Consider the following 26,485-nt stretch of genomic DNA (forward strand, 5'->3'; position numbering starts at 1 on the left):
CTCCGGCCACCCGTGCGGGTGAACGCGCGACGGCCGACGCGCTGTCGGGTTGATTGATCGGGAATCGATCGAGTGGCAGGGTGGACTAAAGTGACGGGAAGTTACCGACACCCTGCACATTTCGAACTTTTACCCGTGTGCGCGGCGTACGTACGGCCCGGCCCTCTCCCGCTCGCCGGTCGGCTGACGCCCCTTCCCCGGCGCCGGCGGACCTCCCCTTCGCGAGCGGGCGGGGACCAGGCCGTACGTCCCGCCACCCGGGAGCTGAGCCTGAGAGGGCGCATGAGCCAGACCCGACACGTCCCGGTGATGCTCCAGCGATGCCTGGACCTGTTGGCACCGGCTCTGGAGACCCCCGGCCCGCAGCCCCCCGTGGTGGTCGACTGCACCCTCGGCCTCGGCGGCCACAGCGAGGCGCTGCTCTCCGCCTTCCCCACCGCCCGGCTGATCGCCCTCGACCGGGACAAGGAGGCCCTGCGCCTCTCCGGCGAACGGCTCGCCCCCTACGGCGACCGCGCGACCCTGGTGCACGCCGTCTACGACGAACTGCCCGAGGTGCTCGACCGGCTCGGCATCCCCAAGGTGCAGGGCATCCTGTTCGACCTCGGCGTCTCCTCGATGCAGCTGGACGAGTCCGACCGGGGCTTCGCCTACGCCCGCGACGCACCGCTCGACATGCGCATGGACCAGACGACCGGCGTGAGCGCCGCCGAGGTCCTCAACACCTACCCCCCGGGCGAACTGGTGCGCATCCTGCGCGCGTACGGCGAGGAGAAGCAGGCCAAGCGCATCGTCTCCGCCGTCGTGCGCGAGCGCGAGAAGGAGCCGTTCACCAACAGCGCCCGGCTGGTCGAGCTCATCCGCGAGGCCCTGCCGCAGGCCGCCATGCGCACCGGAGGCAACCCGGCCAAGCGCACCTTCCAGGCCCTGCGCATCGAGGTCAACGGGGAGCTCACCGTCCTGGAGCGCGCCATTCCGGCCGCCGTCGCCGCCCTCGCCGTCGGCGGGCGCATCGCGGTCCTCTCGTACCAGTCCCTGGAGGACCGGCTCGTGAAGCAGGTCCTCGCGGCGGGCGCCGCCAACACCGCCCCGCCCGGCCTGCCCGTCGTCCCCGAGCGCTACCAGCCCCGGCTGAAGCTCCTCACCCGGGGCGCCGAACTCCCCACCGAGGAGGAGGTCGCCGAGAACCGGCGCGCCGCCCCCGCCCGGCTGCGCGGCGCCCAGCGCATCCGCGAGGAAGAGCGGTGAGCCGGCGGACCGCCGCGCGCGCCGGGGACGGAGCGGCGCGGTGAGCAAACCGGCCGGGCAGCGGCAAGGACGCGTCGCACGGCTCACCCGGCTGATGCCCGCCGGGCCGAGCTCCGCCGCCCGGACCCCGTTCGTCCTGCTGGTCGTGGTGCTCCTCGGCGGCGGCCTGATCACGCTGCTGCTGCTCAACTCCGCGCTCAACGAAGGCTCCTTCGAGCTGAGCGAGCTGAAGAAGCGGACCACCGAACTCACCGACGAGCAGCAGGCCCTCCAGCACGACGTCGACGCCTCCTTCGAGCCCGACGCCCTGGCCCGCCGCGCCCGTGAGCTGGGCATGGTCCCCGGCGGCAGCCCCGCCTTCCTCGACCCGGACGGCAAGGTCCGGGGCGTCCCGTCCAAGGCCGCTCCGGCCCCGGTCGTCGCGCCCCCGCCGAGCACGCCGACGCCGACACCCACGCCGACGCCCACCCCCGCCGCCCCGGCCGCCGTCACTCCGGCGCCCGGGCCCACCGGGCCCACGCCCTCCGGCACACCGGCAGCCCAGCCCTCCACGAGCCCCGGCAGGTGACGCAGTGCCCCCCAAGGAACCGCCGCGCCGCCGGGTACCCGGCCCCGCGCGTCCCCGTAACGCCTCCCCGGCGCCCGCCCGCCCCCGCCCCCCGCAGCGCCGGCGGCCGTCGCCCGCCGCGCAGCGCGCCCGCTCCCGGCGGCCGCTGCGGCTGGGCAGCCCCCGCCCCCGGCTGCGGCTGGTCAGCCTCGCCCTGACGCTCGTCATGATCGCGTTCGTCGTACGGCTCCTCCAGGTCCAGGCCGTCGACGCGCACGCGTACGCCGCGAAGGCCGAGACCAACCGCTACCTGAGCTACACGGTCGCCGCCGAGCGCGGGGAGATCACCGACCGCAGCGGCATCGCGCTGGCCACCAGCGTGGACGCGTACGACATCACGGCCGACCCGAAGATGTTCACGCCGGCCGACAGCAAGGCGCCCGACGCCCCCCAGCAGGCCGCCGCCCTGCTCGCGCCGATCCTCGGCGTCGACGCGGACGGTCTGGTCAAGAAGCTCTCCAAGCCCAGGAGCCGGTACGCGGTCCTGGCGCGCAGGCAGACCCCGCAGGTCTGGAAGCAGATCAAGGACCTCAAGTCCGCCTTCGCCGAGAAGGCCGCCAAGGACAAGGCGGCCGGCGGGCCCGGCGCCAACGTACTGGCGGGCGTCTTCCAGGAGGCCACCACCAAGCGGGTCTACCCCAACGGCACCCTGGCCGCCGGGATACTGGGTTACGTCAACGCCGAGGGCAAGGGCGCAGGCGGCCTCGAATCCCAGCTGAACAAGGAGCTCGCGGGCGAGGACGGCACCATCAAGTACGCCCAGTCCGGCGGCCGCAGGGTGCCCACCGCGGGCACCAAGGAGGTCCCCGCGGTCCCCGGCTCCGACATCGAGCTGACCATCGACCGCGACATCCAGTGGGCCGCCCAGAAGGCCATCTCCGAGCAGGTGTCGAAGTCCAAGGCCGACCGCGGTTACGTCATCGTGCAGAACACCCGCACCGGCGAGGTCCTCGCCATGGCCAACGCCCCCGGCTTCGACCCCAACGACCTCTCGCAGGCCGACGCCGCCTCGCTCGGCAACGCGGCCCTCCAGGACGTCTACGAGCCCGGCTCCACCAGCAAGGTGATGTCCATGGCCGCCGTTCTCGAAGAGGGCGCCGCCACACCCCTCACGCACGTCACGGTCCCCAACCGGCTGCACCGGGGCGACCGCCTCTTCAAGGACGACGTCGACCACGCCACCTGGCAGCTCACGCTCAACGGCGTGCTCGCCAAGTCCAGCAACATCGGCACCATCATGGCCACCGGCCAGCTGGGCAAGACGCAGGCCCAGGCGAACAAGGTGCTGTACTCCTATCTGAGGAAATTCGGCATCGGATCGCCCACCGGGCTCGACTACCCCGGCGAGACGCCCGGCCTCCTCGCCAAGCCGCAGGACTGGTCCACCTCGCAGCAGTACACGATCCCGTTCGGCCAGGGACTCTCCCTCAACGCCATGCAGGCCGCCTCGATCTACTCGACCATCGCCAACGGCGGCGTACGGATCCAGCCGACGCTCGTACGCGGCACCAGGGGCCCGGACGGCCGCTTCGCCCCGGCCGAGGCGCCCGAGCAGACGCGCGTGGTCAGCGAGAAGACCGCGAAGACGCTCGCCGGCATGCTCGAATCGGTGGTCTCCGACCAGGAGGGCACCGGCACCAAGGCCCAGATCCCCGGCTACCGGGTCGCGGGCAAGACCGGCACCGCCAACCGCGTCGACCCGGTGCGCGGCGGCTACCACGGCTACACCGCGTCCTTCGCCGGTTTCGCGCCCGCCGACGACCCCCAGGTCACCGTCTACTGCGCGATCCAGAACCCCACCAAGGGCAGCCACTTCGGCGGCCAGACCTGCGGGCCCATCTACAAGCAGGTCATGGAATTCGCCCTCAAGACGCTCCAGACACCCCCGTCCGGCCGTGAGCCGGCCAAGCTGCCGGTGTTCTTCGGAACCGGCGAGTGAACGCGCGGAGACCACCAGTGACCACCATCACCCCCGATCCCGGGAACCGGAGCGAGAACCTCCGCTCGCCGGGCCCCTCACTTCGCGAGAGGCCGGGTGAGCCCGGTACGCTCACCGCCGTGCCCCACGCCGAACAGTCCCGAACGACCCAGAAGGACGCGCCTGTGAACTACCCGGGAGCGCCTCGCCCGGACCGCCTGCGGCCCACCTCCCTGGTCACGCTGGCAGAGCGGCTCGGACTTGAACCGCCGGGCACCGGCGACATCACCGGCATCACCCACGACTCCCGTGCGGTGCGCCCCGGAGACCTGTACGCGGCCCTGCCCGGCGCCCGCCTGCACGGCGCCGACTTCGCCACCCAGGCGGCCGGCCTCGGCGCCGCGGCGATCCTCACCGACCCCTCCGGCGCCGACCGCGCCCGGGCCACCGGCGTGCCGGTCCTGGTCACCGAGAACCCGCGCGCCCGGATGGGCGAACTCGCCGCCGAGATCTACGGCCACCCCGGCACCGGCCTCCTCCAGATCGGCATCACCGGCACCTCCGGGAAGACCACCACCGCCTACCTGGTCGAGGGCGGCTTCCGCGGCGCCGGACGCGCCACCGGGCTCATCGGCACGGTGGAGATGCGGATCGGCGACGAGCGCATCAAGTCCGAACGCACCACGCCCGAAGCCACCGATCTCCAGGCCCTGTTCGCCGTCATGCGCGAACGCGGCGCCGACGCCGTCACCATGGAGGTCTCCAGCCACGCGCTGGTCCTCGGCCGGGTCGACGGTTGCGTGTTCGACGTCGCCGTCTTCAACAACCTCAGCCCGGAGCACATGGAGTTCCACTCCGGCATGGAGGACTATTTCCAGGCCAAGGCCCAGCTCTTCACCCCGCGCCGCAGCAAGTGCGGCGTCGTCAACTACGACGACGAGTACGGCCGCAGGCTCGTCACCGAGGCGACGGTGCCCATCACGACCTTCTCCGCCGAGGGCCACCCGGACGCCGACTGGCGCGCCGAGGACGTCGTCGTCGGCCAGCTCGGCTCCGGCTTCACCGTCGTCGGGCCGAACGGCGAACGGGCCACCGCCAAGGCCCCGCTGCCCGGCCCGTTCAACGTCGCCAACACACTGGCCGCGATCGTCGCCCTCGCCGTCGCCGGCATCGACCCGCAGACCGCGGCGGACGGCATCGCTACCGTCCCCGGGGTGCCCGGCCGGCTGGAGCGGATCGACGCCGGACAGCCCTACCTCGCCCTGGTCGACTACGCGCACAAGACCGACGCCGTCGAGTCCGTGCTGCGGTCCCTGCGCAAGGTCACCAAGGGCAGGGTGCACATCGTCCTCGGCTGCGGCGGCGACCGCGACACCACCAAGCGCGGCCCGATGGGCGCGGCGGCGGCCCGGCTCGCCGACACCGCCGTACTGACCTCCGACAACCCCCGCTCCGAGGACCCCCTCGGCATCCTCGCCGCCATGCTCGCGGGCGCCGCCGAAGTGCCCGTCCACGAGCGCGGCGACGTCCTGGTCGACGCCGACCGCGCCGCGGCCGTCGCCGCCGCGGTGGCCCGGGCCGAGCCCGGCGACACCGTGCTCGTCGCCGGCAAGGGCCACGAGCAGGGCCAGGACGTCCACGGCGTCGTCCGCCCCTTCGACGACCGGATCGTCCTGCGCGAGGCCATCGAGCGCTCCCTGGGGCACGAAGGCGCCGGACCCCGTGCCTCCCACCACGAGAACAACAGTCAGGGATGACCAAGTGATCGCCCTTTCCCTCGCCGAGATCGCCGAAATCGTCGGCGGGCAGACGCACGACATACCGGATCCGTCAGTAACCGTCAGCGGGCCCGTCGTCATCGACTCCCGCAAGGTGACCCCCGGCAGCCTCTTCGTCGCCTTCGCCGGCGAACGGGCCGACGGCCACGACTACGCCGAGCGCGCCGTCGAGGCGGGCGCGGCCCTCGTCCTGGCCACCCGCCCCGTCGGCGTGCCCGCGATCGTCGTGGACGACGTCGTGGCCGCCCTCGGGGCGCTCTCCCGCGCCGTCGTGGGCCGCCTCGGCGCCACCGTCGTCGCCCTCACCGGCTCCGCGGGCAAGACCTCCACCAAGGACCTCATCGCCCAACTCCTGGAGCGCAAGGGGCCCACCGTCTACCCGGAGGGCAACCTCAACAACGAGATCGGCCTGCCGCTCACCGCGCTGCGCGCCACCGACGAGACCAAGCACCTCGTCCTCGAAATGGGCGCCCGTTACATCGGGGACATCCGCTACCTCACCGGACTCGTCCCGCCGCGCATCGGCCTCGTGCTCAACGTCGGCAGCGCGCACATCGGCGAGTTCGGCGGCAAGGAGCAGATCGCCCAGGCCAAGGGCGAGATGGTCGAGTCGCTCCCCGAGGACGGCATCGCCGTGCTCAACGCCGACGACCCTCTCGTGCGCGCCATGTCCTCCCGTACCAAGGCCCGCGTCGTCCTCTTCGGCGAGGGCGCGGATGCGGACGTACGGGGCGAAGACGTGCACCTCACCGACGACGGACGCCCCGCGTTCCGCCTCCGAACACCCACCGGGTGCAGCGAGGTGACCATGCGCCTGTACGGTGAGCACCACGTGTCGAACGCGCTCGCCGCGGCCGCCGTCGCCCATGAGCTGGGCCTGTCCGCAGACGAGATCGCCGAAGGGCTCTCCGAGGCGGGCACCCTCTCCCGCTGGCGCATGGAGGTCACCGAGCGTCCGGACGGCGTGACGTTCGTCAATGACGCCTACAACGCCAACCCCGAATCCATGAAGGCAGCGCTCCGCGCGCTGGCCGCCATGGGGAAGGGGCGTCGTACGTGGGCGGTGCTCGGCCTGATGGCCGAGCTCGGCGACGCCTCGCTCGCCGAGCACGACGCGGTCGGACGGCTCGCCGTCCGACTCAACGTCAGCAAGCTCGTCGCGGTCGGGGGCAGAGAAGCCTCCTGGCTGCAACTGGGCGCATACAACGAGGGTTCGTGGGGTGAGGAGTCGGTGCACGTGTCCGACGCACAGGCTGCCGTCGACCTGTTGCGCAGGGAACTGCGCCCGGGAGACGTGGTGCTGGTGAAGGCGTCCCGGTCGGTCGGCCTCGAACAGGTCGTCACAGCACTGCTGGAGAACGCGACCGAGGGCGAGGTCGCGGGCCGATGAGGCAGATCCTCTTCGCGGGAGCCATCGGGCTCTTCCTGACCCTGGTCGGCACGCCGCTGCTGATCAAGCTCCTGGCCCGAAAGGGATACGGGCAGTTCATCCGCGACGACGGCCCGCGTACCCACGGGTCCAAGAAGGGCACGCCCACGATGGGCGGCATCGCCTTCATCCTGGCGACGCTCATCGCGTACGTCCTGGCGAAGGTGATCACCGGCGAGGAGATGCGCTTCTCCGGTGTGCTGGTCCTCTTCCTGATGGCCGGCATGGGACTCGTCGGCTTCCTCGACGACTACATCAAGATCGTCAAGCAGCGCTCGCTCGGTCTGCGCGCCAAGGCGAAGATGGCCGGCCAGCTGATAGTCGGGATCGCCTTCGCGGTGCTCTCGCTCCAGTTCGCCGACGCCCGCGGCAACACCCCGGCGTCCGACAAGCTCTCCTTCGTCGAGGACTTCGGCTGGTCGATCGGCCCGGTGCTCTTCGTCGTCTGGGCGCTGTTCATGATCCTCGCCATGTCCAACGGCGTGAACCTGACGGACGGTCTGGACGGCCTGGCCACCGGCGCGTCGGTGATGGTCTTCGGCGCGTACACCTTCATCGGGCTCTGGCAGTTCCAGGAGTCCTGCGCCAACGCCGGCACCCTCACGAACCCGAGCGCCTGTTTCGAAGTGCGCGACCCACTCGACCTCGCGGTCGTGGCCTCCGCGCTGATGGGCTCGTGCTTCGGCTTCCTGTGGTGGAACACCTCGCCGGCCAAGATCTTCATGGGGGACACCGGCTCGCTCGCCCTCGGCGGCGCGCTCGCCGGCCTCGCGATCTGCTCCCGCACCGAATTCCTGATGGCCGTCCTCGGTGGCCTCTTCGTGATGATCACGATGTCCGTCGTCATCCAGGTCGGCTCGTTCAAGATGACCGGCAAGCGCGTCTTCCGCATGGCCCCGCTCCAGCACCACTTCGAACTCAAGGGGTGGTCCGAAGTCCTTGTGGTGGTCCGCTTCTGGATCATCCAGGGCATGTGCGTGATCGTCGGACTCGGCCTCTTCTACGCAGGATGGGCAGCCAAGAAGTGAGCAACGTGGACTGGCAGGGCAAGCACGTCACGGTCGCCGGCCTCGGGGTCTCCGGGATCCCGGCGGCCCGGGTCCTGCACGGCCTCGGCGCCGTCGTCACCGTGGTCAACGACGGCGACGACGAGCGCTCCCGCGCCCAGGCCGCCGAGCTGGAGGCGCAGGGCATCGCCGTGCGCCTCGGCGACGGCGACACCCTGCCCGAGTCCACCGAGCTGATCGTCACCGCCCCCGGCTGGAAGCCCGGCAAGCCGCTGTTCGCCGCGGCCGCCGAGGCGGGCGTCCCGGTCTGGGGCGACGTCGAACTCGCCTGGCGGCTGCGGGGTCAGGACGGCCGGGAGCCGGCGCCCTGGCTCGCGGTCACCGGTACCAACGGCAAGACCACGACGGTACGGATGCTCGCCTCCATCCTGGAGGCGGCCGGGCTGCGCACCGCCGCCGTCGGCAACATCGGCGTCTCCCTGCTGGACGCCGTCCTCGGCGAGGAGACGTACGACGTACTCGCCGTCGAACTCTCCAGCTACCAGCTGCACTGGGCGCCCTCGCTGCGCGCCCACTCCGCCGCCGTGCTCAACCTGGCCCCCGACCACCTCGACTGGCACGGCTCCATGGAGGCGTACGCCGCCGACAAGGGCCGGATCTACGAGGGCAACCGCGTCGCCTGCGTGTACAACGCGGCCGACCCGGCCACCGAGGACCTGGTGCGCGAGGCCGACGTCGAGGAGGGCTGCCGCGCCATCGGCTTCACCATCGGTACGCCGGGGCCCTCGCAACTCGGCGTGGTGGACGGCATCCTGGTCGACCGGGCGTTCGTGCAGAACCGCCAGAAGCAGGCCCAGGAGCTGGCCGAGGTCGCGGACGTCAACCCGCCGGCCCCGCACAACATCGCGAACGCCCTGGCCGCAGCGGCGCTGGCCCGGGCCTACGGCGTCGAGCCCGCCGCCGTGCGGGACGGGCTGCGGAACTTCCGCCCCGACCCGCACCGCATCGAGCACGTCGCGGACGTGGCCGGGGTCGCGTACGTGGACGATTCCAAGGCCACCAACACGCACGCCGCCGAAGCCTCGCTCGCCGCCTACGACTCCATCGTCTGGATCGCCGGCGGCCTCGCCAAGGGCGCCACCTTCGACGAGCTGGTGACCGGCTGCGCCAAGCGGCTGCGGGGCGTCGTGCTCATGGGCGCGGACCGGGCGCTGATCCGCGAAGCCCTCGCGCGACACGCCCCCGAGGTACCGGTGGTCGACCTCGACCGGACCGACACTGGGGCGATGTCCGAGGCGGTCCGCGAAGCCGCACGGCTCGCCCGGCCGGGAGACACCGTACTGATGGCCCCGGCCTGCGCCTCCATGGACATGTTCGTCAACTACAACAAGCGGGGCGAGGCATTCGCGGACGCCGTCCGCGCACGCGCCGCCGAGAGCGTCTGACGGGCCCGGCCGCCGCGCCCCGGGCACGAGCAGTGGAGGGGACAGGGACATGCCGGCCGAAGAGAGCGTGCGGGTAAGGCCCGCTGCCAAGGCCCGGCGGCCCGCGTCGGTGCGGGCCCGGAGCACCGGCAGCCCCCGCAGCCCGCGCGGCGGCGGAGTACGGCGGGTGTACGAGCGGGCCCGGCGGGCCTGGGACCGCCCGCTGACGGCGTACTACGTGATCCTGGGCGCCGGACTGCTGATCACCGTGCTCGGCCTGGTGATGGTCTACTCCGCCTCGATGATCAAGGCGCTGGAGCTCGGCAAGCCCGGCACCTACTTCTTCCGCAAGCAGTTCCTGGCCGCCGTGATCGGGGCCGGGCTGATGGCGGCCGCCGCCCGGATGCCGGTGAAACTGCACCGCGCGCTGTCCTACCCGCTGCTCATGGGCGCCGTCTTCCTGATGGTCCTGGTCCAGGTGCCGGGGATAGGGATGTCGGTGAACGGCAACCGCAACTGGCTCTATCTGGGCGGGCCCTTCCAGCTCCAGCCCAGCGAGTTCGGCAAGCTGGCGCTCGTGCTGTGGGGGGCCGATCTGCTCGCCCGTAAACAGGACAAGCGGCTGCTGACCCAGTGGAAGCACATGCTGGTCCCGCTGGTGCCGGTCGCCTTCATGCTGCTCGGGCTCATCATGCTCGGCGGCGACATGGGCACTGCGATCATTCTCACGGCCATCCTGTTCGGCCTGCTCTGGCTGGCCGGGGCGCCCACCCGGCTGTTCGCCGGCGTGCTCGCCACCGCCGGGCTCATCGGATTCCTGCTGATCAAGACCAGCCCCAACCGCATGTCCAGGCTGGACTGCATGGGGGCCAGCGAGCCGGGGCCCGGAGGCTCCTGCTGGCAGGCCGTGCACGGCATCTATGCTCTGGCGTCAGGCGGATGGTTCGGTTCCGGCCTCGGTGCGAGTGTGGAAAAATGGGGCCAACTTCCCGAACCCCACACCGACTTCATCTTCGCCATCACCGGGGAGGAACTGGGGCTGGCGGGGACGCTGTCGGTGCTCGCCCTCTTCGCGGCTCTAGGCTATGCGGGTATCCGCGTGGCCGGACGCACGGAGGACCCCTTCGTGAGGTACGCAGCGGGAGGTGTGACCACCTGGATCACGGCGCAGGCCGTGATCAACATCGGTGCGGTGCTCGGCCTGCTGCCGATCGCCGGTGTCCCGCTCCCGCTGTTCTCCTACGGGGGGTCGGCCCTGCTGCCGACCATGTTCGCCGTCGGGCTGCTGATCGCGTTCGCGCGGGACGAGCCCGCCGCGAAGGCGGCCCTGGCCGTGCGGAGGCCCGGGGTGAGATGGAAGACGATGAGACGGCGCGTCAAGAAGCGTCCGTCCGGAGAGCGGTGAAATTCGGTGCATGTCGTACTCGCCGGCGGGGGGACCGCCGGCCACATCGAGCCCGCGCTCGCCCTCGCGGACGCCCTGCGCAGGCAGGACCCGAGCGTGGGGATCACCGCTCTCGGCACGGAGCGCGGACTCGAGACCAGACTCGTACCCGAACGGGGATACGAGCTGGCGCTGATCCCGGCCGTACCGCTGCCGCGCAAGCCCACCCCCGAACTCATCACCGTCCCGGGCCGACTGCGCGGCACCATCAAGGCCGCCGAGCAGATCCTGGAACGCACCAGGGCCGACTGCGTGGTCGGCTTCGGCGGTTACGTGGCCCTGCCGGGCTATCTCGCCGCCAAGCGCGCGGGCGTCCCGATCGTGGTCCACGAGGCCAACGCCCGCCCCGGTCTGGCCAACAAGATCGGCTCGCGGTACGCGCACGGCGTGGCGGTCTCCACGCCCGACAGCAAGCTGCGCGGCGCCCGCTACATCGGTATCCCGCTCCGCCGCACCATCGCCACCCTCGACCGGGCCCGGGTCCGCCCCGAGGCGCGCGCGGCGTTCGGCCTCGACCCCAACCTTCCGACGCTGCTGGTCTCCGGCGGCTCGCAGGGCGCCCGCCACCTCAACGAGGTGGTGCAGCGCGTCGCTCCGCTGCTCCAGCGCTCCGGAATCCAGATCCTGCACGTGGTCGGCCCGAAGAACGAATTGCCGCGCGTGGACAACATGCCCGGGATGCCCCCCTACATCCCGGTACCGTACGTGGACCGGATGGATCTCGCGTACGCCGCGGCCGACATGATGCTCTGCCGCGCGGGCGCGATGACCGTCGCCGAACTCTCCGCCGTCGGACTGCCCGCCGCCTACGTCCCGTTGCCCATCGGCAACGGCGAACAGCGGCTCAACGCCCAGCCGGTGGTCAACGCCGGCGGCGGTCTGCTGGTGGACGACGCCGCGCTCACCCCCGAGTGGGTGCAGGGCAACGTCCTCCCGGTGCTGTCCGATCCGCACCGGTTGTATGAAATGTCCCGGTCCGCCGCCGAGTTCGGCCGCCGGGACGCCGACGATCTGCTGGTCGGCATGGTGTACGAGGCGATTGCCGCACGCCGTAACGCGTGAGGCGGACGGGTCCGGGGGCGGTGGCCCCCGGGCCCGGCATAAGGAGCGAGCGTGGCCGGACCGACGACCGCCCAGCGTGGTGCAGGGAAGCAGGAGGACGCCCCGGACCGGCCGCCGCGCCCACGCCCCGAGGGGCGCCGCGTCTCCCGGCGCCGGCTGCTGCTCCTGATCGCCGGAGCCGTGCTGCTGCTCGGCTCCGGCGTCGTCTGGGCGCTGTACGGCTCCTCCTGGCTGCGGGTCGAACAGGTCAGGATCACCGGCGTCCGGGTGCTGACACCGGCCGAGGTGGAACGTGCCGCGGCGGCGCCGATGGGCGCCCCGCTCGTCTCCGTGGACACCGGCGCCATCGAGAAAAGGTTGCGCCAGAAGTTGCCTCGTATCGACGAGGTGGATGTCGTTCGGTCATGGCCGCACGGCATCGGACTTAAGGTGACCGAACGAAAGCCGGTCCTGTTGGTGAAAAAGGGCGGAAAGTTCATCGAAGTGGACGACGAGGGCGTGCACTTCGCGACGGTGGACAAGTCGCCCGGGCATGTGCCTCTGCTGGAAATGGCCACGGGCCGTTCCGCGAGTCTGCGCCGATTCGGCAGTGACCGGCTGGTGCGGGAAGCGGTCCGGGTCGCGGGTGACCTCCCGGACGGCGTCGCCGAGGACACCCGGGTCATCCGGGTCGACTCGTACGACGCCATCTCCCTGGAACTCGGCGGGGATCGCACGGTGATGTGGGGAAGCAGCGGAGCGGGCGCGGCGAAGGCGAAAGTCCTCACCGCTCTCCTGAAGGCCGCCCCCAAAGCGGGACACTTCGACGTGAGTGCCCCCACCGCCCCCGCGGTGTCGGGTGGTTGACGTGCATTTGGCCTGGCCAGCACCCTGGTTGGTCAGCGCTACGGGTGATCACATAGGGTGAAAAGAAAAACGGGAGGTTCGGCGTGTTCGTTGAACGTGCGCCACTTGTCGACTTAGTGTCCTGTTCGGAAGAGTCCATGAAGCAGACACACTGGTAACCCTAAACTTGAACGTTAGGGTTTGGGTCGGCGTTCGGACCGTCCCAATCGGCATCCGTCGTCGCAGCGGGATCACCGCGAAGCGACGACACGTAACTCGAGGCGAGAGGCCTTCGACGTGGCAGCACCGCAGAACTACCTCGCAGTCATCAAGGTCATCGGTGTCGGCGGCGGTGGTGTCAATGCCATCAACCGAATGATCGAGGTCGGTCTCAAGGGCGTCGAGTTCATCGCGATCAACACGGATGCGCAAGCCCTGTTGATGAGCGACGCCGACGTCAAGCTCGACGTCGGCCGCGAACTCACCCGCGGCCTCGGCGCCGGGGCGAACCCGGCCGTCGGTCGTAAGGCGGCAGAGGACCACCGTGAGGAGATCGAGGAGGTCCTCAAGGGGGCCGACATGGTCTTCGTCACCGCAGGCGAAGGCGGTGGCACCGGCACCGGTGGCGCACCCGTCGTCGCCAACATCGCGCGCTCGCTCGGCGCCCTGACGATCGGCGTGGTCACCCGCCCGTTCACCTTCGAGGGCCGGCGTCGCGCCAATCAGGCGGAGGACGGCATCGCCGAACTCCGCGAAGAGGTCGACACCCTCATCGTCATCCCCAACGACCGGCTGCTGTCCATCTCGGACCGCCAGGTCAGCGTGCTCGACGCGTTCAAGTCGGCGGACCAGGTCCTGCTCTCGGGTGTCCAGGGCATCACCGACCTCATCACCACGCCGGGCCTGATCAACCTCGACTTCGCCGACGTCAAGTCGGTCATGTCCGAGGCCGGTTCCGCGCTCATGGGCATCGGCTCCGCCCGCGGCGACGACCGCGCGGTGGCCGCCGCGGAGATGGCGATCTCCTCGCCGCTCCTGGAGGCGTCCATCGACGGCGCCCGCGGTGTCCTGCTCTCCATCTCCGGCGGCAGCGACCTCGGTCTCTTCGAGATCAACGAGGCCGCCCAGCTGGTGAGCGAGGCGGCCCACCCGGAGGCGAACATCATCTTCGGCGCGGTCATCGACGACGCCCTCGGCGACGAGGTGCGGGTCACCGTCATCGCGGCGGGCTTCGACGGCGGACAGCCGCCGGCCCGGCGGGAGAACGTCCTCGGTGCGAACAGCGCCAAGCGCGAGGAGCCGGCCCCGACGCCGGTCCGGTCCGCGCCCGAGCCGGTGCGCCAGTCGTCCGGCGGACTCGGGTCCGTGCCGCCGCGCGAGGAGCCGCCGGTGCAGTCCGAGCCGGTTCCGGTGTCGGGTGAGACCCACCTTCCGCCGGTCGTCTCGCCGCCGCACGTCCCGCCGGCCCGTCCCTACTCGGACTCCCAGGCCGAAGAGCTGGACGTACCGGACTTCTTGAAGTGATAGGTCCGCATGACGCAGTGAGCCCGACGGTCTCTGTCTTTTCGCGGGGCGGCGCTCATTTCTCCTTCACCGACAGGTGGGGCGGAGTGAGCGCCGCCCCGTACGCGGAGCTGAACCTTGGCGGCGCGGTCGGCGACGACCCCGCCGCCGTGCTCGCCAACCGCGAACGGGCCGCGCGCGCCCGGGGGCTCGATCCGGCGCGGGTCGTCTGGATGAACCAGGTCCACGGCCGGGACGTGGCCGTGGTCGAAGGACCCTGGGGCGAAGCGGCGGAGATCCCCGCCGTGGACGCGGTGGTCACCGCGCGGCGCGGACTCGCGCTCGCCGTGCTGACCGCCGACTGCACGCCCGTCCTGCTCGCCGACCCGGAGGCCGGCGTCGTCGCGGCGGCGCACGCCGGGCGGCCGGGGCTGGTCGCCGGGGTCGTGCCGGCCGCGGTCGAGGCCATGGTCCGGCTGGGCGCGGAGGTCTCCCGGATCACCGCCCGGACCGGGCCGGCCGTCTGCGGGCGGTGCTACGAGGTGCCGGCCGCGATGCGGGACGAGGTCGCCGCGAGCGTGCCAGGCTCATGGTCCGAGACCAGCTGGGGCACCCCCGCGGTGGACGTCACCGGCGGGGTGCACGCCCAGCTCGCGGAGCTCGGCGTCACCGACCGGCAGGCGTCGCCCTTCTGCACCCTGGAATCGGGCGACCACTTCTCGTACCGACGCGACCGCACCACCGGGCGGCTCGCCGGATATGTCTGGCTGGACTGATAGGGCATGACGGAACGCAAGGAACAACTCGCCGCGAATCTGGCGCGGGTGGAGGAACGGATCGCTGCGGCCTGCGTCGCGGCCGGCCGTAAGCGGGAGGAGGTGACCCTGATCGTGGTCACCAAGACCTATCCCGCGAGCGATGTGCGGATTCTGCACGGACTCGGTGTGCGCCAGGTCGCGGAGAACCGCGACCAGGACGCCGCCCCCAAGGCTGCGGAATGCGCAGACCTGTCCCTCTCCTGGCACTTTGTCGGTCAGTTGCAGACCAACAAGGTCCGTTCCGTGGCCGGTTATGCCGATGTCGTGCAGTCCGTGGACCGTACGAAGCTGGTGACCGCCCTCTCGACGGCGGCCGGGCGGCGCGAGCGCGAACTCGGCTGTCTGATCCAGGTCGCGCTCGACGCGGAGAGCGGTGAGCGGGGCGCCCGCGGGGGCGTCGCGCCCGACGGGATCGAGGAGTTGGCGGACGCGGTCGCCGCCGCGCCCGGGCTCCGGCTCGACGGACTGATGACCGTCGCACCGCTCGCCGGCCCCTTCGCGGGGCGGCAACGGGCCGCGTTCGACCGGCTGATGGAATTCTCATCCCGGCTGCGCGGGAACCATCCGGCTGCGAACATGGTCTCTGCAGGGATGAGTGCGGACCTCGAGGACGCCATTGCGGCCGGAGCGACACATGTGCGCGTCGGTACTGCGGTACTCGGAGTCCGACCCGGGCTCGGGTAACGTCGCCAAGAAGTCGGACCACAGCAGAAAATATGGTCATTACCGCCCAGCGCGGGAGGGCCGGAGTGGATCGCGGGCACTTGGTGACAGATGCCGATCCACCACAGAGCGGAGGACTCAGAGCATGGCCGGCGCGATGCGCAAGATGGCGGTCTACCTCGGCCTCGTGGAGGACGATGGGTACGACGGCCCGGGGTTCGACCCCGACGACGAATTCGAACCCGAGCCGGAGCCCGAGCGCGACCGGCGCCGGCACCAACCCGCGCATCAGGTGGAGCGGGACCGGGAGCGCGACGAACCGGTACGCGCGGTCCAGCCGCCGGCGCAGCGGGAGCCGGTCCAGATCCCCGCGGAGCGTGAGCGACCCGCCCGGATCGCACCCGTGGCATCCATCACACCTGAACGTCCGAACATGGAGAAGAACGCACCGGTGATCATGCCCAAGGTCGTGTCCGAGCGCGAGCCCTACCGGATCACGACGCTGCACCCCAGGACGTACAACGAGGCCCGTACCATCGGGGAACACTTCCGTGAGGGCACTCCGGTGATCATGAATCTCACGGAGATGGACGATACGGACGCAAAGCGACTTGTCGACTTTGCCGCGGGACTCGTCTTCGGTCTCCATGGCAGCATTGAGCGAGTGACACAGAAGGTGTTCCTGTTGTCGCCTGCTAACGTCGATGTCACGGCGGAGGACAAGGCCCGCATCGCAGAGGGCGGATTCTTCAACCAGAGCTGAGAACACGACACCGGGAACAACCCGGCCGAGAGGCCGGTGCTACGAGAGCCAGGGGAGAGGGAAGCGCGAGAGATGGGCGTCGCACAAAGTGTTGTCTACATCGCGTTGATGTGTTTCCTCATCGTGCTGATCTTCCGGCTCGTCATGGACTACGTCTTCCAGTTCGCACGTTCATGGCAGCCGGGGAAGCCGATGGTGGTCGTCCTGGAGACGACCTACACGGTCACCGATCCACCGCTCAAGCTCCTGCGGCGGTTCATCCCGCCGCTGCGTCTCGGGGGCGTGGCACTCGACCTGTCCTTCTTCGTTCTGATGATCATCGTTTCCATCCTGATCAGCATCGTGGTCAGGCTGTGAGCGATACGGTCTTGCCGACTGCCGACGACTACGTAGAGGTGAAGAAGAGATGCCGCTGACTCCCGAGGATGTGCGGAACAAGCAGTTCACGACGGTCCGCCTCCGAGAGGGCTACGACGAGGACGAGGTCGATGCGTTCCTCGACGAGGTCGAGTCGGAGCTGACCCGCCTGCTCCGTGAGAACGAGGACCTGCGTGCCAAGCTGGCCGCCGCCACGCGTGCCGCTGCGCAGAACCAGCAGCAGGGTATGCGCAAGCCGCCGGAGCAGCAGGACCGGCCGGGTGCCCCGGTGCCCGCCGCCATATCGGGCCCGCCGGTCCAGCAGCAGCCCCCGCAGATGGGTCCCCCCCAGCTGCCCGGTGGCGCTCCGCAGCTGCCCGCCGGTCCCAGCGGTCACGGCCCCCAGGGCCCGCACGGCCCCGGTCCGCAGGGCCCGCACGGCCCCGGCCCGATGCAGGGTGGTCCCATGGGCGGCCCGATGGGCGGTCCCATGGGCGGTCACAACCCGCAGCAGCAGATGCAGCAGATGCAGCCGCCGCCGCAGATGCAGCAGCAGGGCCCCGGTGGCGACAGCGCCGCCCGTGTCCTGTCCCTGGCCCAGCAGACCGCCGACCAGGCGATCGCGGAGGCCCGTTCCGAGGCCAACAAGATCGTCGGCGAGGCGCGCAGCCGCGCCGAGGGCCTGGAGCGGGATGCCCGCGCCAAGGCGGACGCGCTGGAGCGGGACGCGCAGGAGAAGCACCGCGTGGCGATGGGCTCGCTGGAGTCGGCCCGCGCGACGCTGGAGCGCAAGGTCGAGGACCTGCGGGGCTTCGAGCGCGAGTACCGGACGCGTCTGAAGTCCTACCTGGAGAGCCAGCTGCGTCAGCTGGAGACCCAGGCGGACGACTCGCTGGCTCCGCCGCGCACGCCGGCCGCCGCGTCGCTGCCGCCGTCGCCCTCGCTGGCTCCGGCCGGTGCGGGTGCCATGGGGCACACGATGGGCGGCAACCACGGCGGTCAGCCGATGGGTGGGGGCAACCCGTCCATGGGCGGTGGCCCGTCGTACGGCGGTCAGCAGCAGATGTCGCCGGCGATGACGCAGCCGATGGCGCCGGTGCGGCCGCAGGCGCCGCAGCCGATGCAGCAGGCGCCGTCGCCGATGCGTGGGTTTCTGATCGACGAGGACGACAACTGACCGGCTTGCGCGCGGTGAGCGCGTAGCCGTCGGCAGGCTGAGGGCCGGGCCCCGGGGTTTTCCCCGGGGCCCGGCCCTTTTGCGTACGCGGCCCGCCTCGGCGCCGATTCGGGGGCTCTGCCCCCGGACCCCCGCTCCTCAACCGCCGGAGGGGCTTGATTTCTACGGCGGGGGACGGGAAGGGGCCCGGCCGGAATGTTCTCCGGCCGGGCCCCTCGGGTTACGGCTACGCCTTGCGGAGGTGGAACGTCAGGGACAGGCCCTCGTCCTCGAAGGGGGGGCCGTACGTGGTGTCCGGCTCGGACTCCGCGTAGTCCAGGGCCAGGACCTCGTCCGCGATGAGCGGCGCGTGCTCCGTGAGGGCCTCCGTCGTCGCGGGGGACGTGGAGGTCCAGCGGACGGCGATGCGGTCCGCGACGTCCAGGCCGCTGTTCTTGCGGGCCTCCTGGATCAGGCGGATCGCGTCACGGGCCAGGCCCGCCCGCCGCAGTTCCGGGGTGATCTCCAGGTCCAGGGCCACCGTCGCGCCCGAGTCCGAGGCGACGGACCAGCCCTCGCGCGGGGTCTCCGTGACGATCACCTCGTCCGGCGCGAGGGTGACCGTCTCGCCGTCCACCTCCACCGACGCCGTGCCCTCGCGCAGCGCCAGCGACAGGGCCGCCGCGTCCGCGTTCGCGACCGCCTTGGCCACCGCCTGGACGCCCTTGCCGAAGCGCTTGCCGAGCGCCCGGAAGTTCGCCTTGGCCGTGGTGTCGACCAGCGAGCCGCCCACCTCGGAGAGGGAGGCGAGCGAGGAGACGTTCAGCTCCTCCGTGATCTGGGCGCGCAGCTCCGCGGACAGGGCCTCGAAGCCCGAGGCCGCGACCAGCGCCCGGGACAGCGGCTGGCGGGTCTTGACGCCCGACTCCGCACGCGTGGCCCGGCCCAGCTCGACCAGGCGCCGCACCAGCGCCATCTGCGTCGAGAGCGCGGGGTCGGTCGCCGCCGGGTCCGCCTTCGGCCAGGACGACAGGTGGACCGACTCCGGCGCGTCCGGGGCGACCGGCACGATCAGGTCCTGCCAGACCCGCTCGGTGATGAACGGGGTCAGCGGGGCCATCAGCCGCGTGACGGTCTCCACCACCTCGTGCAGCGTGCGCAGCGCGGCCTTGTCGCCCTGCCAGAAGCGGCGCCGGGAGCGGCGCACGTACCAGTTGGACAGGTCGTCCACGAACGCGGAGAGCAGTTTGCCGGCGCGCTGGGTGTCGTAGCCCTCCAGCGCCTGCGTGACCTGGTCGACGAGCGTGTTCAGCTCGCCGAGCAGCCAGCGGTCCAGGACCGTGCGGTCGGCGGGCGCCGGGTCCGCGGCCGAGGGCGCCCAGTTCGACGTACGGGCGTACAGGGCCTGGAAGGCCACCGTGTTCCAGTACGTGAGGAGCGTCTTGCGGACGACCTCCTGGATCGTGCCGTGGCCGACGCGCCGGGCCGCCCAGGGGGAGCCGCCCGCCGCCATGAACCAGCGCACCGCGTCCGCGCCGTGCTGGTCCATGAGCGGGATGGGCTGGAGGATGTTGCCCAGGTGCTTGGACATCTTCCGGCCGTCCTCGGCGAGGATGTGGCCCAGGCAGACGACGTTCTCGTACGACGACTTGTCGAAGACGAGCGTGCCGACCGCCATCAGCGTGTAGAACCAGCCGCGGGTCTGGTCGATGGCCTCCGAGATGAACTGCGCCGGGTAGCGGCTCTCGAAGATCTCCTTGTTCTTGTACGGGTAGCCCCACTGCGCGAACGGCATCGAGCCCGAGTCGTACCAGGCGTCGATGACCTCGGGGACGCGGCGCGCCTCCAGGCCGCAGCCCTCGTGCGTACAGGCGAAGGTGACGTCGTCGATGAACGGGCGGTGCGGGTCCAGGCCGGAGAGGTCCGTGCCGGACAGCTCGCCCAGCTCGGCGCGCGAGCCGACGCAGGTGAGGTGGCCCTCCTCGCAGCGCCAGATGGGCAGCGGGGTGCCCCAGTAGCGGTTGCGGGAGAGCGCCCAGTCGACGTTGTTGGTGAGCCAGTCGCCGAAGCGGCCGTGCTTGACGGAGTCCGGGAACCAGTTGGTCTTCTCGTTCTCCTGGAGCAGCCGCTCCTTGACCGCCGTGGTGCGGATGTACCAGGACGGCTGCGCGTAGTACAGCAGCGCGGTGTGGCAGCGCCAGCAGTGCGGGTAGCTGTGCTCGTACGGGACGTGGCGGAAGAGCAGGCCGCGGTCGTCGAGGTCCTCGGTGAGGGCCTCGTCGGCCTTCTTGAAGAAGACCCCGCCGACCAGCGGCAGGTCCTCCTCGAAGGTGCCGTCGGGGCGGACCGGGTTGACCACCGGCAGGCCGTACGCCTTGCAGACCAGGAGGTCGTCGGCGCCGAAGGCGGGGGACTGGTGGACCAGACCCGTACCGTCCTCGGTCGTCACGTACTCGGCGTTGACGACGTAGTGCGCGGGCGCCGGGAAGTCGAGCAGGGCGAACGGGCGCTCGTACGTCCAGCGCTCCATCTCGCGGCCGGTGAACGACTGGCCGGTGAGCTCCCAGCCCTCGCCGAGCGCCTTCTCCACCAGCGGCCGGGCGACGACGAGCTTCTCCTCGCCGTTCGTCGCGACGACGTAGGTGACGTCCGGGTGCGCGGCGACGGCGGTGTTCGAGACCAGGGTCCACGGGGTCGTCGTCCAGACCAGGAGTGCCGCCTCGCCGGCCAGCGGTCCCGAGGTGAGCGGGAAGCGCACGAAGACCGAGGGGTCGACGACCGTCTCGTAGCCCTGTGCCAGCTCGTGGTCGGACAGGCCGGTGCCGCAGCGCGGGCACCAGGGGGCGACGCGGTGGTCCTGGACCAGCAGGCCCTTGTTGAAGATCTCCTTCAGCGACCACCACACGGACTCGACGTACTCGGGGTCCATCGTGCGGTACGCGTCGTCCAGGTCGACCCAGTAGCCCATGCGGGTCGTGAGCTCGGCGAAGGCGTCGGTGTGCCGGGTCACGGACTCGCGGCACTTGGCGTTGAACTCGGCGATGCCGTACGCCTCGATGTCCTTCTTGCCGTTGAAGCCCAGCTCCTTCTCGACCGCCAGCTCGACCGGCAGGCCGTGGCAGTCCCAGCCGGCCTTGCGGCCCACGTGGTAGCCCTGCATGGTCCGGAAGCGGGGGAAGACGTCCTTGAAGACGCGGGCCTCGATGTGGTGGGCGCCGGGCATGCCGTTGGCGGTCGGCGGGCCCTCGTAGAACACCCACTCGGGGCGGCCCTCGGACTGGTCGAGGCTCTTGTTGAAGACCTTGTTCTCGCGCCAGAAGTCGAGCACGGCGTGCTCAAGGGCGGGCAGGTCGACCTGGGCGGGTACCTGGCGGTACTGCGGCGATGTCATGTGCGGGCTTCCTCCGGCGGACGTCTTCCACTTCCGTCGGAGGGACGAGAACCGAGCCGGTCCCCGCGGTACCACCCTCCTTGGCCCCGGGCGTGCGCCCCGGGCCCCCTCATTGGGGTGCGATGCCGGTTCTACTGGCCCCTCGGGGCGTTCTTCCGGCGGCTCCGGGGTGATCTTCACGACGCGCTCGCCCCCGGGCTCCCACCGTCCCCGGGTCGCTGCTGGCTGCGTACGACGCTACTCGTCCCATCCACGCCTCTCGCTGAGGCCAGTGTACGGGCCCTGGGGCACGGCGTCCGACCGGTTTACGGAGGGGCCGGGCGTGACCCGAATGGCCATACGGGACGTACGCGTCCGGAGCGCGGCCCGGAGCGCGGCGGAAAGCCGGATTACCCGGCGGGGAGCTGGGCACAACGGATGCAGGCACACGGTGATCCGGACACGGGGAGGCGGGATGCGGCGGCGTGCCCCGTTGCCGCGGGCCGGGGGTCGACTTATCGTCCCAGCACGACTCGCGAGCAAGATCACAGTGTGTGAAGGGGCCGCGGCCATGGTGGAGAAGAAGGCGCCCGGCAAGAAGACCTCCGCCAAGAAGGCGGCGGCCCGGAAGACCGCGTCGAAGAAGACCGCGTCGAAGAAGACCACGCCGAAGAAGACCGGGGCCACCGCGGCCTCGGCGACCACGGGGGCGGCCGAGGCCGCCGATCAGACGGGAGCCCACACGGTGGTAGCCAAGAAGAGCGCGGCCGGTACCCGGACCGCGGGCGAGGACGCGGCACCCGTGCCGCCCGCCCGGGTCGCCACGGCGCCGGGAGACCTGGCCGTACGGCCGGGCGAGGACCCCTGGACGCCGGAGGAGGTCGCCGCCGCGCGGGACGGGCTGACCGGCGAGGCCACCCGGCTCCGCAACGAGCTGGAGGCGTCCGGTCTCGCGCTGGCCGGGCTGATGCGGGACTCCGGCGACGGGGCGGGCGACGACGAGGCCGACACCGGCACCAAGAACATCACCCGCGAGCACGAGATGCAGCTCGCCGCCAACGCCCAGGAGATGCTGGACCAGACCGAGCGCGCCCTGGCCCGTCTGGAGGCCGGCACGTACGGGCTGTGCGAGGTCTGCGGCAAGCCGATCGGCAAGGCGCGGATGCAGGCGTTCCCCCGGGCCACGCTGTGTGTCGAGGACAAACAGAAGCAGGAGCGACGCGGCTGATTCGCACGGGCGTGCCGTACCCTCGTCCTCAATCGGGAACTAGGCTGAGGGACTCACGTGGCAGAGGCGGAGCGCATCATCGGTACGCCGGACATCACCGGGGCTGAGGGAAGCGGAGAGAGCGGGCCGGACGGCTCGGCCGCTTCCCCGGACCCGGGTGCGCCGGAGGCCCAGGACTCCGGGGCCACCGCGGCGGACGCGGCCGTCGACCGCTCGCCGGCCACCCGCCGGCGCCGGGTCATCCTGCTGTTCTGCGTCGCCGTCGTCGCGTATCTGCTGGACCTCGGCAGCAAGATGCTCGTCGTGGCGAAGCTGGAGCACCAGGAGCCGATCGAGCTCATCGGCGACTGGCTGAAGCTGGACGCCCTGCGGAACTCGGGGGCCGCGTTCGGCTTCGGCGAGGCGTTCACGATCATCTTCACGATCATCGCGGCGACCGTCATCGTGGTGATCGCGCGGCTGGCCCGCAAGCTGTACAGCCTGCCGTGGGCCATCGCGCTCGGCCTGCTGCTCGGCGGGGCCCTGGGCAATCTCACCGACCGCATCTTCCGCGCGCCGGGCGTCTTCGAGGGCGCGGTGGTGGACTTCATCGCCCCCGCCCACTTCGCCGTCTTCAACCTGGCCGACTCCGCGATCGTCTGCGGCGGCATCCTGATCGTGCTCCTCTCCTTCAAGGGCCTGGACCCCGACGGGACCGTGCACAAGGACTAGGTCCTTTCCCAGGGCCTTTCGGACCGCGGGACGAGGACCGGCGGGGGCAAGGCATACTCGACTGGTGAGTACGCAACCCGAGGTCCGCACCCTGCCCGTCCCCGATGGCCTGGAGGGCGAGCGCGTCGACGCCGCCATCTCCCGGATGTTCGGCTTCTCCCGCACCAAGGCCGCCGATCTGGCCGCCGCAGGCAAGGTGCAGGTGGACGGCTCGGTGGTCGGGAAGTCCGAGCGGGTGCACGGCGGTGCCTGGCTCGAAGTGGAGATGCCGCAGGCGCCCGCGCCGGTCCAGATCGTCGCCGAGCCCGTCGAGGGCATGGAGATCGTCCACGACGACGACGACATCGTGGTGATCGTGAAGCCCGTCGGCGTCGCCGCCCACCCCAGCCCCGGCTGGACCGGCACCACCGTCATCGGCGGTCTCGCCGCCGCCGGGTACCGGATCTCGACCTCCGGCGCCGCCGAGCGCCAGGGCATCGTGCACCGCCTCGACGTCGGCACCTCCGGGCTCATGGTCGTCGCCAAGTCCGAGCGCGCCTACACCCTCCTGAAGGCCCAGTTCCGCGACCGGGTCGTGGAGAAGAAGTACCACGCGCTGGTCCAGGGCCACCCGGACCCCATGAGCGGCACCATCGACGCACCCATCGGCCGCCACCCGAACCACGACTACAAGTGGGCGGTCGTCGCGGACGGCAAGCCCTCGGTGACGCACTACGACCTCATCGAGGCGTACCGGGCGGCCAGCCTCCTCGACATCAAGCTGGAGACCGGGCGCACCCACCAGATCCGGGTGCACATGTCCGCCCACCGCCACCCCTGCGTCGGCGACCTCACCTACGGCGCCGACCCCACCATGGCCAAGCGCCTCGGCCTCACCCGGCAGTGGCTGCACGCGGTCAAGCTGGGCTTCGAGCACCCCGCCGACGGGAGCTGGGTCGAGTTCACCAGCACCTATCCCGACGACCTCCAGCAGGCGCTGGACCGCATCGCGGCGGAGAGCCAGTGATGACCGGGCCCCTCGCGTACACCACCCGGACCGTCGCCGACGAGCAGGACCGCGCCGCCTGCTTCCAGGTGCGCAAGGAGGTCTTCGTCGGTGAGCAGAACGTGCCCGAGGAGATCGAGTACGACGCCCACGACGCGGACGCGCTGCACGTCATAGCCGTCGCCGCCGACGGCACCGCGCTCGGGACCGGGCGGCTGCTGAGCGGCCCCGCCGCCGCCTCGCACACCGGCGGGGACCCGGCCGTCGGCTCGCTCGGCCGGCTCGCGGTGAGCAAGGAGGCACGCGGGCTCGGCGTCGGCGCCGCGCTCGTGCGGGCCATCGAGGACGCGGCCCGGAGCCACGGCCTCACCGCCGTCGACCTGCACGCCCAGACGCACGCCCTGTGCTTCTACGAGCGCCTCGGCTACGAGCCGTACGGCCCCGAGTTCATGGACGCGGGCATCCCGCACCGGGCGATGCGCCGGACGATCTGACGCCCCGCCGCGCCCCCTGAGCCCGGGCGGCGGGGGGCGCATGGCAGGGTGAGGGGCATCGGCCGGGCGTGGGACCGGGCCCGGCCGGAGCGCTTCGGAAGGCACCCCGTGGACCAGATGTCACTGCTGCTCCTGCTGCTGCTCGGGGCCGTGGTCACGGTCCCGCTGGGGGACCGGCTGAAGCTGCCGGCGCCGGTGCTGATGACGCTCTTCGGTGTCGTGCTGGCCTTCCTCAGCTTCGTGCCGAACGTGGACATCCCGCCGGAGATCATCCTCCCGGCGCTGCTGCCACCGCTGCTCTACGCCTCGGTGCAGCGCACCTCCTGGCGGCAGTTCGCCGCGAACAAGCGGCCCATCTTCCTGCTGGCCGTCGCCCTCGTCTTCCTCACGACCGCCGCCGTCGCCGCGGTCGCCGACGCGATCGTGCCGGGGCTGCCGCTCGCCGCCGCCGTCGCCCTCGGCGCGCTCGTCGCCCCGCCCGACCCGGTCGCCGCCACCGCCGTCGCCGGGTCCGTCGGGCTGCCCCGGCGGCTCATCTCGATCCTGGAGGGCGAGGGGCTGTTCAACGACGTCACCGCGATCGTGCTGTACCACGTGGCCATCGCGGCGGCCGTCAGCGGGACCTTCTCCTGGCCCGAGGCGTTCGGGCTGCTGGTGCTGTCAGCGGTGGTCGCCGTCGCGGTGGGCGTCGCGCTCGGCTGGCTCACCATCAAGCTGATGGGGCTGCTCGGCGACGCCACCCTCCAGGTCGGGCTGACCCTGCTGGTGCCGTTCGTCAGCTACGTGCTCGCCGAGGAGCTGATGGGCTCCGGTGTCCTCGCCGTCCTGATGACCGCGATGTTCCTCGCGGAGCACACCGCGGACGCCGACGACGTCCTCGGCCGGCTCACCGGACGCACCTTCTGGGAGATCGTCGACACCCTCGTCACCGGGATCGCCTTCGGGCTCATCGGCCTCGAACTGCACAACGTGTTCGGCACGGCCGACGGGCGCCTGCTGGAGACGGCCGGCTGGGGCCTCGCGGTCGTCGCCGTCGTCGTCGGCGTACGGCTGCTGTACCTGCTGCCGGCCACCTGGCTCGCCAAGCGGCTGCACACCCGGCGGGACGTCAGCGAGGAGATCCCCACCAGCTGGCGGGAGACCGTGATCATGTGGTGGGCCGGGATGCGCGGGGTGGCCTCCGTCGCGCTGGCCCTCGCGATCCCGCTGGAGACGGACGACGGCAAGCCGTTCCCCGGCCGCGACGAGATCGTCTTCATCGCGTTCTCCGTGATCATGGTGACCCTGGTCTTCCAGGGGCTGACGCTGCCCTGGCTGGTGCGGCGGCTCGGGGTGCGCGCGGACACCGACGCCGAGGCGGCCCTGGAGAAGGACCTCGCGATCCGGGCGGCCAAGGCGGCCCGGCAGCGGCTCAAGGAGATCGAGGCGACCGAGGACTTCCCCGAGGAGGTCACCGAGCGGCTGCACCGGCTCGCCTACGACGTGGGGGCGCGGATCAGCCCGGAGATGGTGGACGACGAACGGCGCGACGCCTACGCCAAGCGCGTCGAACGGTTCCAGGCGGTCAGCCGGATCCAGCGCGAGATGATGTCCGCCGCCCGCCACGCCGTGCTCGCCGCCCGCAGCGAGCCCGGATCGGACCCGGAGGTCGTGGACCGGGTGCTGCGGCAGCTGGACGTACGCAGCCTGCGCTGA

22 protein-coding genes are annotated in these 26,485 nt (G+C 71.4%); 21 read left to right on the top strand and 1 reads right to left on the bottom strand.

Annotation, left to right across the window (positions count from 1 at the left end; translation table 11 throughout):
- The first annotated feature begins 282 nt into the window (after positions 1–282).
- From rsmH to ACIQZN_RS12875, 16 genes are all read left to right on the top strand, one after another.
- Positions 283–1,248 carry a 16S rRNA (cytosine(1402)-N(4))-methyltransferase RsmH gene (gene rsmH, locus ACIQZN_RS12800; RefSeq protein ID WP_403991524.1) on the top strand — a complete coding sequence of 322 codons (966 nt, stop codon included), beginning with the start codon at positions 283–285 and terminating at the stop codon, positions 1,246–1,248.
- A 40-nt stretch (positions 1,249–1,288) separates the two neighbouring features.
- Positions 1,289–1,816 (top strand): septum formation initiator family protein, encoded by a 528-nt coding sequence (locus ACIQZN_RS12805; RefSeq protein ID WP_403991527.1) that lies wholly within the window; start codon positions 1,289–1,291, stop codon positions 1,814–1,816.
- A gap of 4 nt (positions 1,817–1,820) precedes the next feature.
- Positions 1,821–3,794 carry a peptidoglycan D,D-transpeptidase FtsI family protein gene (locus ACIQZN_RS12810; protein ID WP_403991530.1) on the top strand — a complete coding sequence of 658 codons (1,974 nt, stop codon included), beginning with the start codon at positions 1,821–1,823 and terminating at the stop codon, positions 3,792–3,794.
- A gap of 17 nt (positions 3,795–3,811) precedes the next feature.
- Positions 3,812–5,530, top strand: a complete 1,719-nt coding sequence (locus ACIQZN_RS12815; RefSeq protein ID WP_403991533.1) for a UDP-N-acetylmuramoyl-L-alanyl-D-glutamate--2,6-diaminopimelate ligase — start codon at positions 3,812–3,814, stop codon at positions 5,528–5,530.
- A gap of 4 nt (positions 5,531–5,534) precedes the next feature.
- On the top strand, positions 5,535–6,941 hold the full coding sequence (murF, locus tag ACIQZN_RS12820) for a UDP-N-acetylmuramoyl-tripeptide--D-alanyl-D-alanine ligase (protein WP_403991535.1): 1,407 nt from the start codon (positions 5,535–5,537) through the stop codon (positions 6,939–6,941).
- A complete protein-coding gene (gene mraY, locus ACIQZN_RS12825; protein ID WP_403991538.1) occupies positions 6,938–8,008 on the top strand; it encodes a phospho-N-acetylmuramoyl-pentapeptide-transferase in 1,071 nt (356 codons plus the stop codon). The genes murF and mraY overlap by 4 nt, the downstream gene beginning before the upstream one ends.
- Entirely contained in the window at positions 8,005–9,432 is a 1,428-nt protein-coding gene (gene murD, locus ACIQZN_RS12830; protein WP_403991645.1) for a UDP-N-acetylmuramoyl-L-alanine--D-glutamate ligase, read from the top strand. Before mraY ends, murD begins: the two co-directional genes overlap by 4 nt.
- A gap of 49 nt (positions 9,433–9,481) precedes the next feature.
- Positions 9,482–10,816: a putative lipid II flippase FtsW gene (gene ftsW / locus ACIQZN_RS12835; protein WP_403991541.1), complete on the top strand. Its 1,335-nt coding sequence runs from the start codon at positions 9,482–9,484 to the stop codon at positions 10,814–10,816.
- A 6-nt stretch (positions 10,817–10,822) separates the two neighbouring features.
- Positions 10,823–11,917, top strand: coding sequence for an undecaprenyldiphospho-muramoylpentapeptide beta-N-acetylglucosaminyltransferase (gene murG, locus ACIQZN_RS12840; protein ID WP_403991543.1), 1,095 nt, complete (start codon positions 10,823–10,825; stop codon positions 11,915–11,917).
- Between the two features lie 51 nt (positions 11,918–11,968).
- Positions 11,969–12,763, top strand: coding sequence for a cell division protein FtsQ/DivIB (locus ACIQZN_RS12845; protein ID WP_403991546.1), 795 nt, complete (start codon positions 11,969–11,971; stop codon positions 12,761–12,763).
- Positions 12,764–13,039: 276 nt separating this feature from the next.
- Positions 13,040–14,266: a cell division protein FtsZ gene (ftsZ, locus tag ACIQZN_RS12850; RefSeq protein WP_403991548.1), complete on the top strand. Its 1,227-nt coding sequence runs from the start codon at positions 13,040–13,042 to the stop codon at positions 14,264–14,266.
- Positions 14,263–15,021 carry a peptidoglycan editing factor PgeF gene (gene pgeF, locus ACIQZN_RS12855; RefSeq protein ID WP_403991549.1) on the top strand — a complete coding sequence of 253 codons (759 nt, stop codon included), beginning with the start codon at positions 14,263–14,265 and terminating at the stop codon, positions 15,019–15,021. The genes ftsZ and pgeF overlap by 4 nt, the downstream gene beginning before the upstream one ends.
- Before the next feature lie 6 nt (positions 15,022–15,027).
- Complete coding sequence (locus tag ACIQZN_RS12860; protein WP_403991551.1) at positions 15,028–15,747, top strand: YggS family pyridoxal phosphate-dependent enzyme; 720 nt, start codon at positions 15,028–15,030, stop codon at positions 15,745–15,747.
- A gap of 124 nt (positions 15,748–15,871) precedes the next feature.
- Positions 15,872–16,489 (top strand): cell division protein SepF, encoded by a 618-nt coding sequence (locus tag ACIQZN_RS12865; protein ID WP_018104459.1) that lies wholly within the window; start codon positions 15,872–15,874, stop codon positions 16,487–16,489.
- 72 nt (positions 16,490–16,561) lie between these two features.
- The gene (locus ACIQZN_RS12870; protein ID WP_018104460.1) at positions 16,562–16,846 is read left to right on the top strand and encodes a YggT family protein; all 285 of its coding nucleotides are present in this window, start codon (positions 16,562–16,564) and stop codon (positions 16,844–16,846) included.
- Positions 16,847–16,895: 49 nt separating this feature from the next.
- Positions 16,896–18,023 carry a DivIVA domain-containing protein gene (locus ACIQZN_RS12875; RefSeq protein WP_132902200.1) on the top strand — a complete coding sequence of 376 codons (1,128 nt, stop codon included), beginning with the start codon at positions 16,896–16,898 and terminating at the stop codon, positions 18,021–18,023.
- 226 nt (positions 18,024–18,249) lie between these two features.
- On the opposite strand, the gene ileS is transcribed toward ACIQZN_RS12875, so the two are convergent.
- The gene (ileS, locus tag ACIQZN_RS12880) at positions 18,250–21,393 is read right to left on the bottom strand and encodes an isoleucine--tRNA ligase (RefSeq protein WP_403991554.1); all 3,144 of its coding nucleotides are present in this window, start codon (positions 21,391–21,393) and stop codon (positions 18,250–18,252) included.
- A 550-nt stretch (positions 21,394–21,943) separates the two neighbouring features.
- On the opposite strand from ileS, the gene ACIQZN_RS12885 reads away from it, so the two are divergent.
- The 5 genes from ACIQZN_RS12885 (at position 21,944) to ACIQZN_RS12905 (ending at position 26,485) form a co-directional block, all read left to right on the top strand.
- Positions 21,944–22,600 (top strand): TraR/DksA family transcriptional regulator, encoded by a 657-nt coding sequence (locus ACIQZN_RS12885; RefSeq protein WP_403991556.1) that lies wholly within the window; start codon positions 21,944–21,946, stop codon positions 22,598–22,600.
- A gap of 57 nt (positions 22,601–22,657) precedes the next feature.
- A complete protein-coding gene (gene lspA, locus ACIQZN_RS12890) occupies positions 22,658–23,311 on the top strand; it encodes a signal peptidase II (RefSeq protein WP_403991559.1) in 654 nt (217 codons plus the stop codon).
- Positions 23,312–23,375: 64 nt separating this feature from the next.
- Complete coding sequence (locus ACIQZN_RS12895) at positions 23,376–24,317, top strand: RluA family pseudouridine synthase (protein WP_403991562.1); 942 nt, start codon at positions 23,376–23,378, stop codon at positions 24,315–24,317.
- Entirely contained in the window at positions 24,317–24,790 is a 474-nt protein-coding gene (locus ACIQZN_RS12900; protein ID WP_403991565.1) for a GNAT family N-acetyltransferase, read from the top strand. The genes ACIQZN_RS12895 and ACIQZN_RS12900 overlap by 1 nt, the downstream gene beginning before the upstream one ends.
- A gap of 108 nt (positions 24,791–24,898) precedes the next feature.
- Entirely contained in the window at positions 24,899–26,485 is a 1,587-nt protein-coding gene (locus ACIQZN_RS12905; RefSeq protein ID WP_403991568.1) for a Na+/H+ antiporter, read from the top strand.

Origin of the sequence: Streptomyces sp. NPDC097595 (genome assembly GCF_044761525.1) — a bacterium.
GTDB lineage: Bacteria > Actinomycetota > Actinomycetes > Streptomycetales > Streptomycetaceae > Streptomyces > Streptomyces drozdowiczii_A.

What these genes read in the sequence shown, in the direction of transcription:
- ACIQZN_RS12875 (WP_132902200.1), top strand. Translation starts at nt 16,896, where the DNA reads ATGCCGCTGACTCCCGAGGATGTGCGGAACAAGCAGTTCACGACGGTC.
- ACIQZN_RS12870 (WP_018104460.1), top strand. Translation starts at nt 16,562, where the DNA reads ATGGGCGTCGCACAAAGTGTTGTCTACATCGCGTTGATGTGTTTCCTC.
- ACIQZN_RS12885 (WP_403991556.1), top strand. Translation starts at nt 21,944, where the DNA reads ATGGTGGAGAAGAAGGCGCCCGGCAAGAAGACCTCCGCCAAGAAGGCG.
- ACIQZN_RS12900 (WP_403991565.1), top strand. Translation starts at nt 24,317, where the DNA reads ATGACCGGGCCCCTCGCGTACACCACCCGGACCGTCGCCGACGAGCAG.
- ACIQZN_RS12865 (WP_018104459.1), top strand. Translation starts at nt 15,872, where the DNA reads ATGGCCGGCGCGATGCGCAAGATGGCGGTCTACCTCGGCCTCGTGGAG.
- rsmH (WP_403991524.1), top strand. Translation starts at nt 283, where the DNA reads ATGAGCCAGACCCGACACGTCCCGGTGATGCTCCAGCGATGCCTGGAC.
- ileS (WP_403991554.1), bottom strand. Translation starts at nt 21,393, where the DNA reads ATGACATCGCCGCAGTACCGCCAGGTACCCGCCCAGGTCGACCTGCCC.
- ACIQZN_RS12860 (WP_403991551.1), top strand. Translation starts at nt 15,028, where the DNA reads ATGACGGAACGCAAGGAACAACTCGCCGCGAATCTGGCGCGGGTGGAG.
- mraY (WP_403991538.1), top strand. Translation starts at nt 6,938, where the DNA reads ATGAGGCAGATCCTCTTCGCGGGAGCCATCGGGCTCTTCCTGACCCTG.
- ftsW (WP_403991541.1), top strand. Translation starts at nt 9,482, where the DNA reads ATGCCGGCCGAAGAGAGCGTGCGGGTAAGGCCCGCTGCCAAGGCCCGG.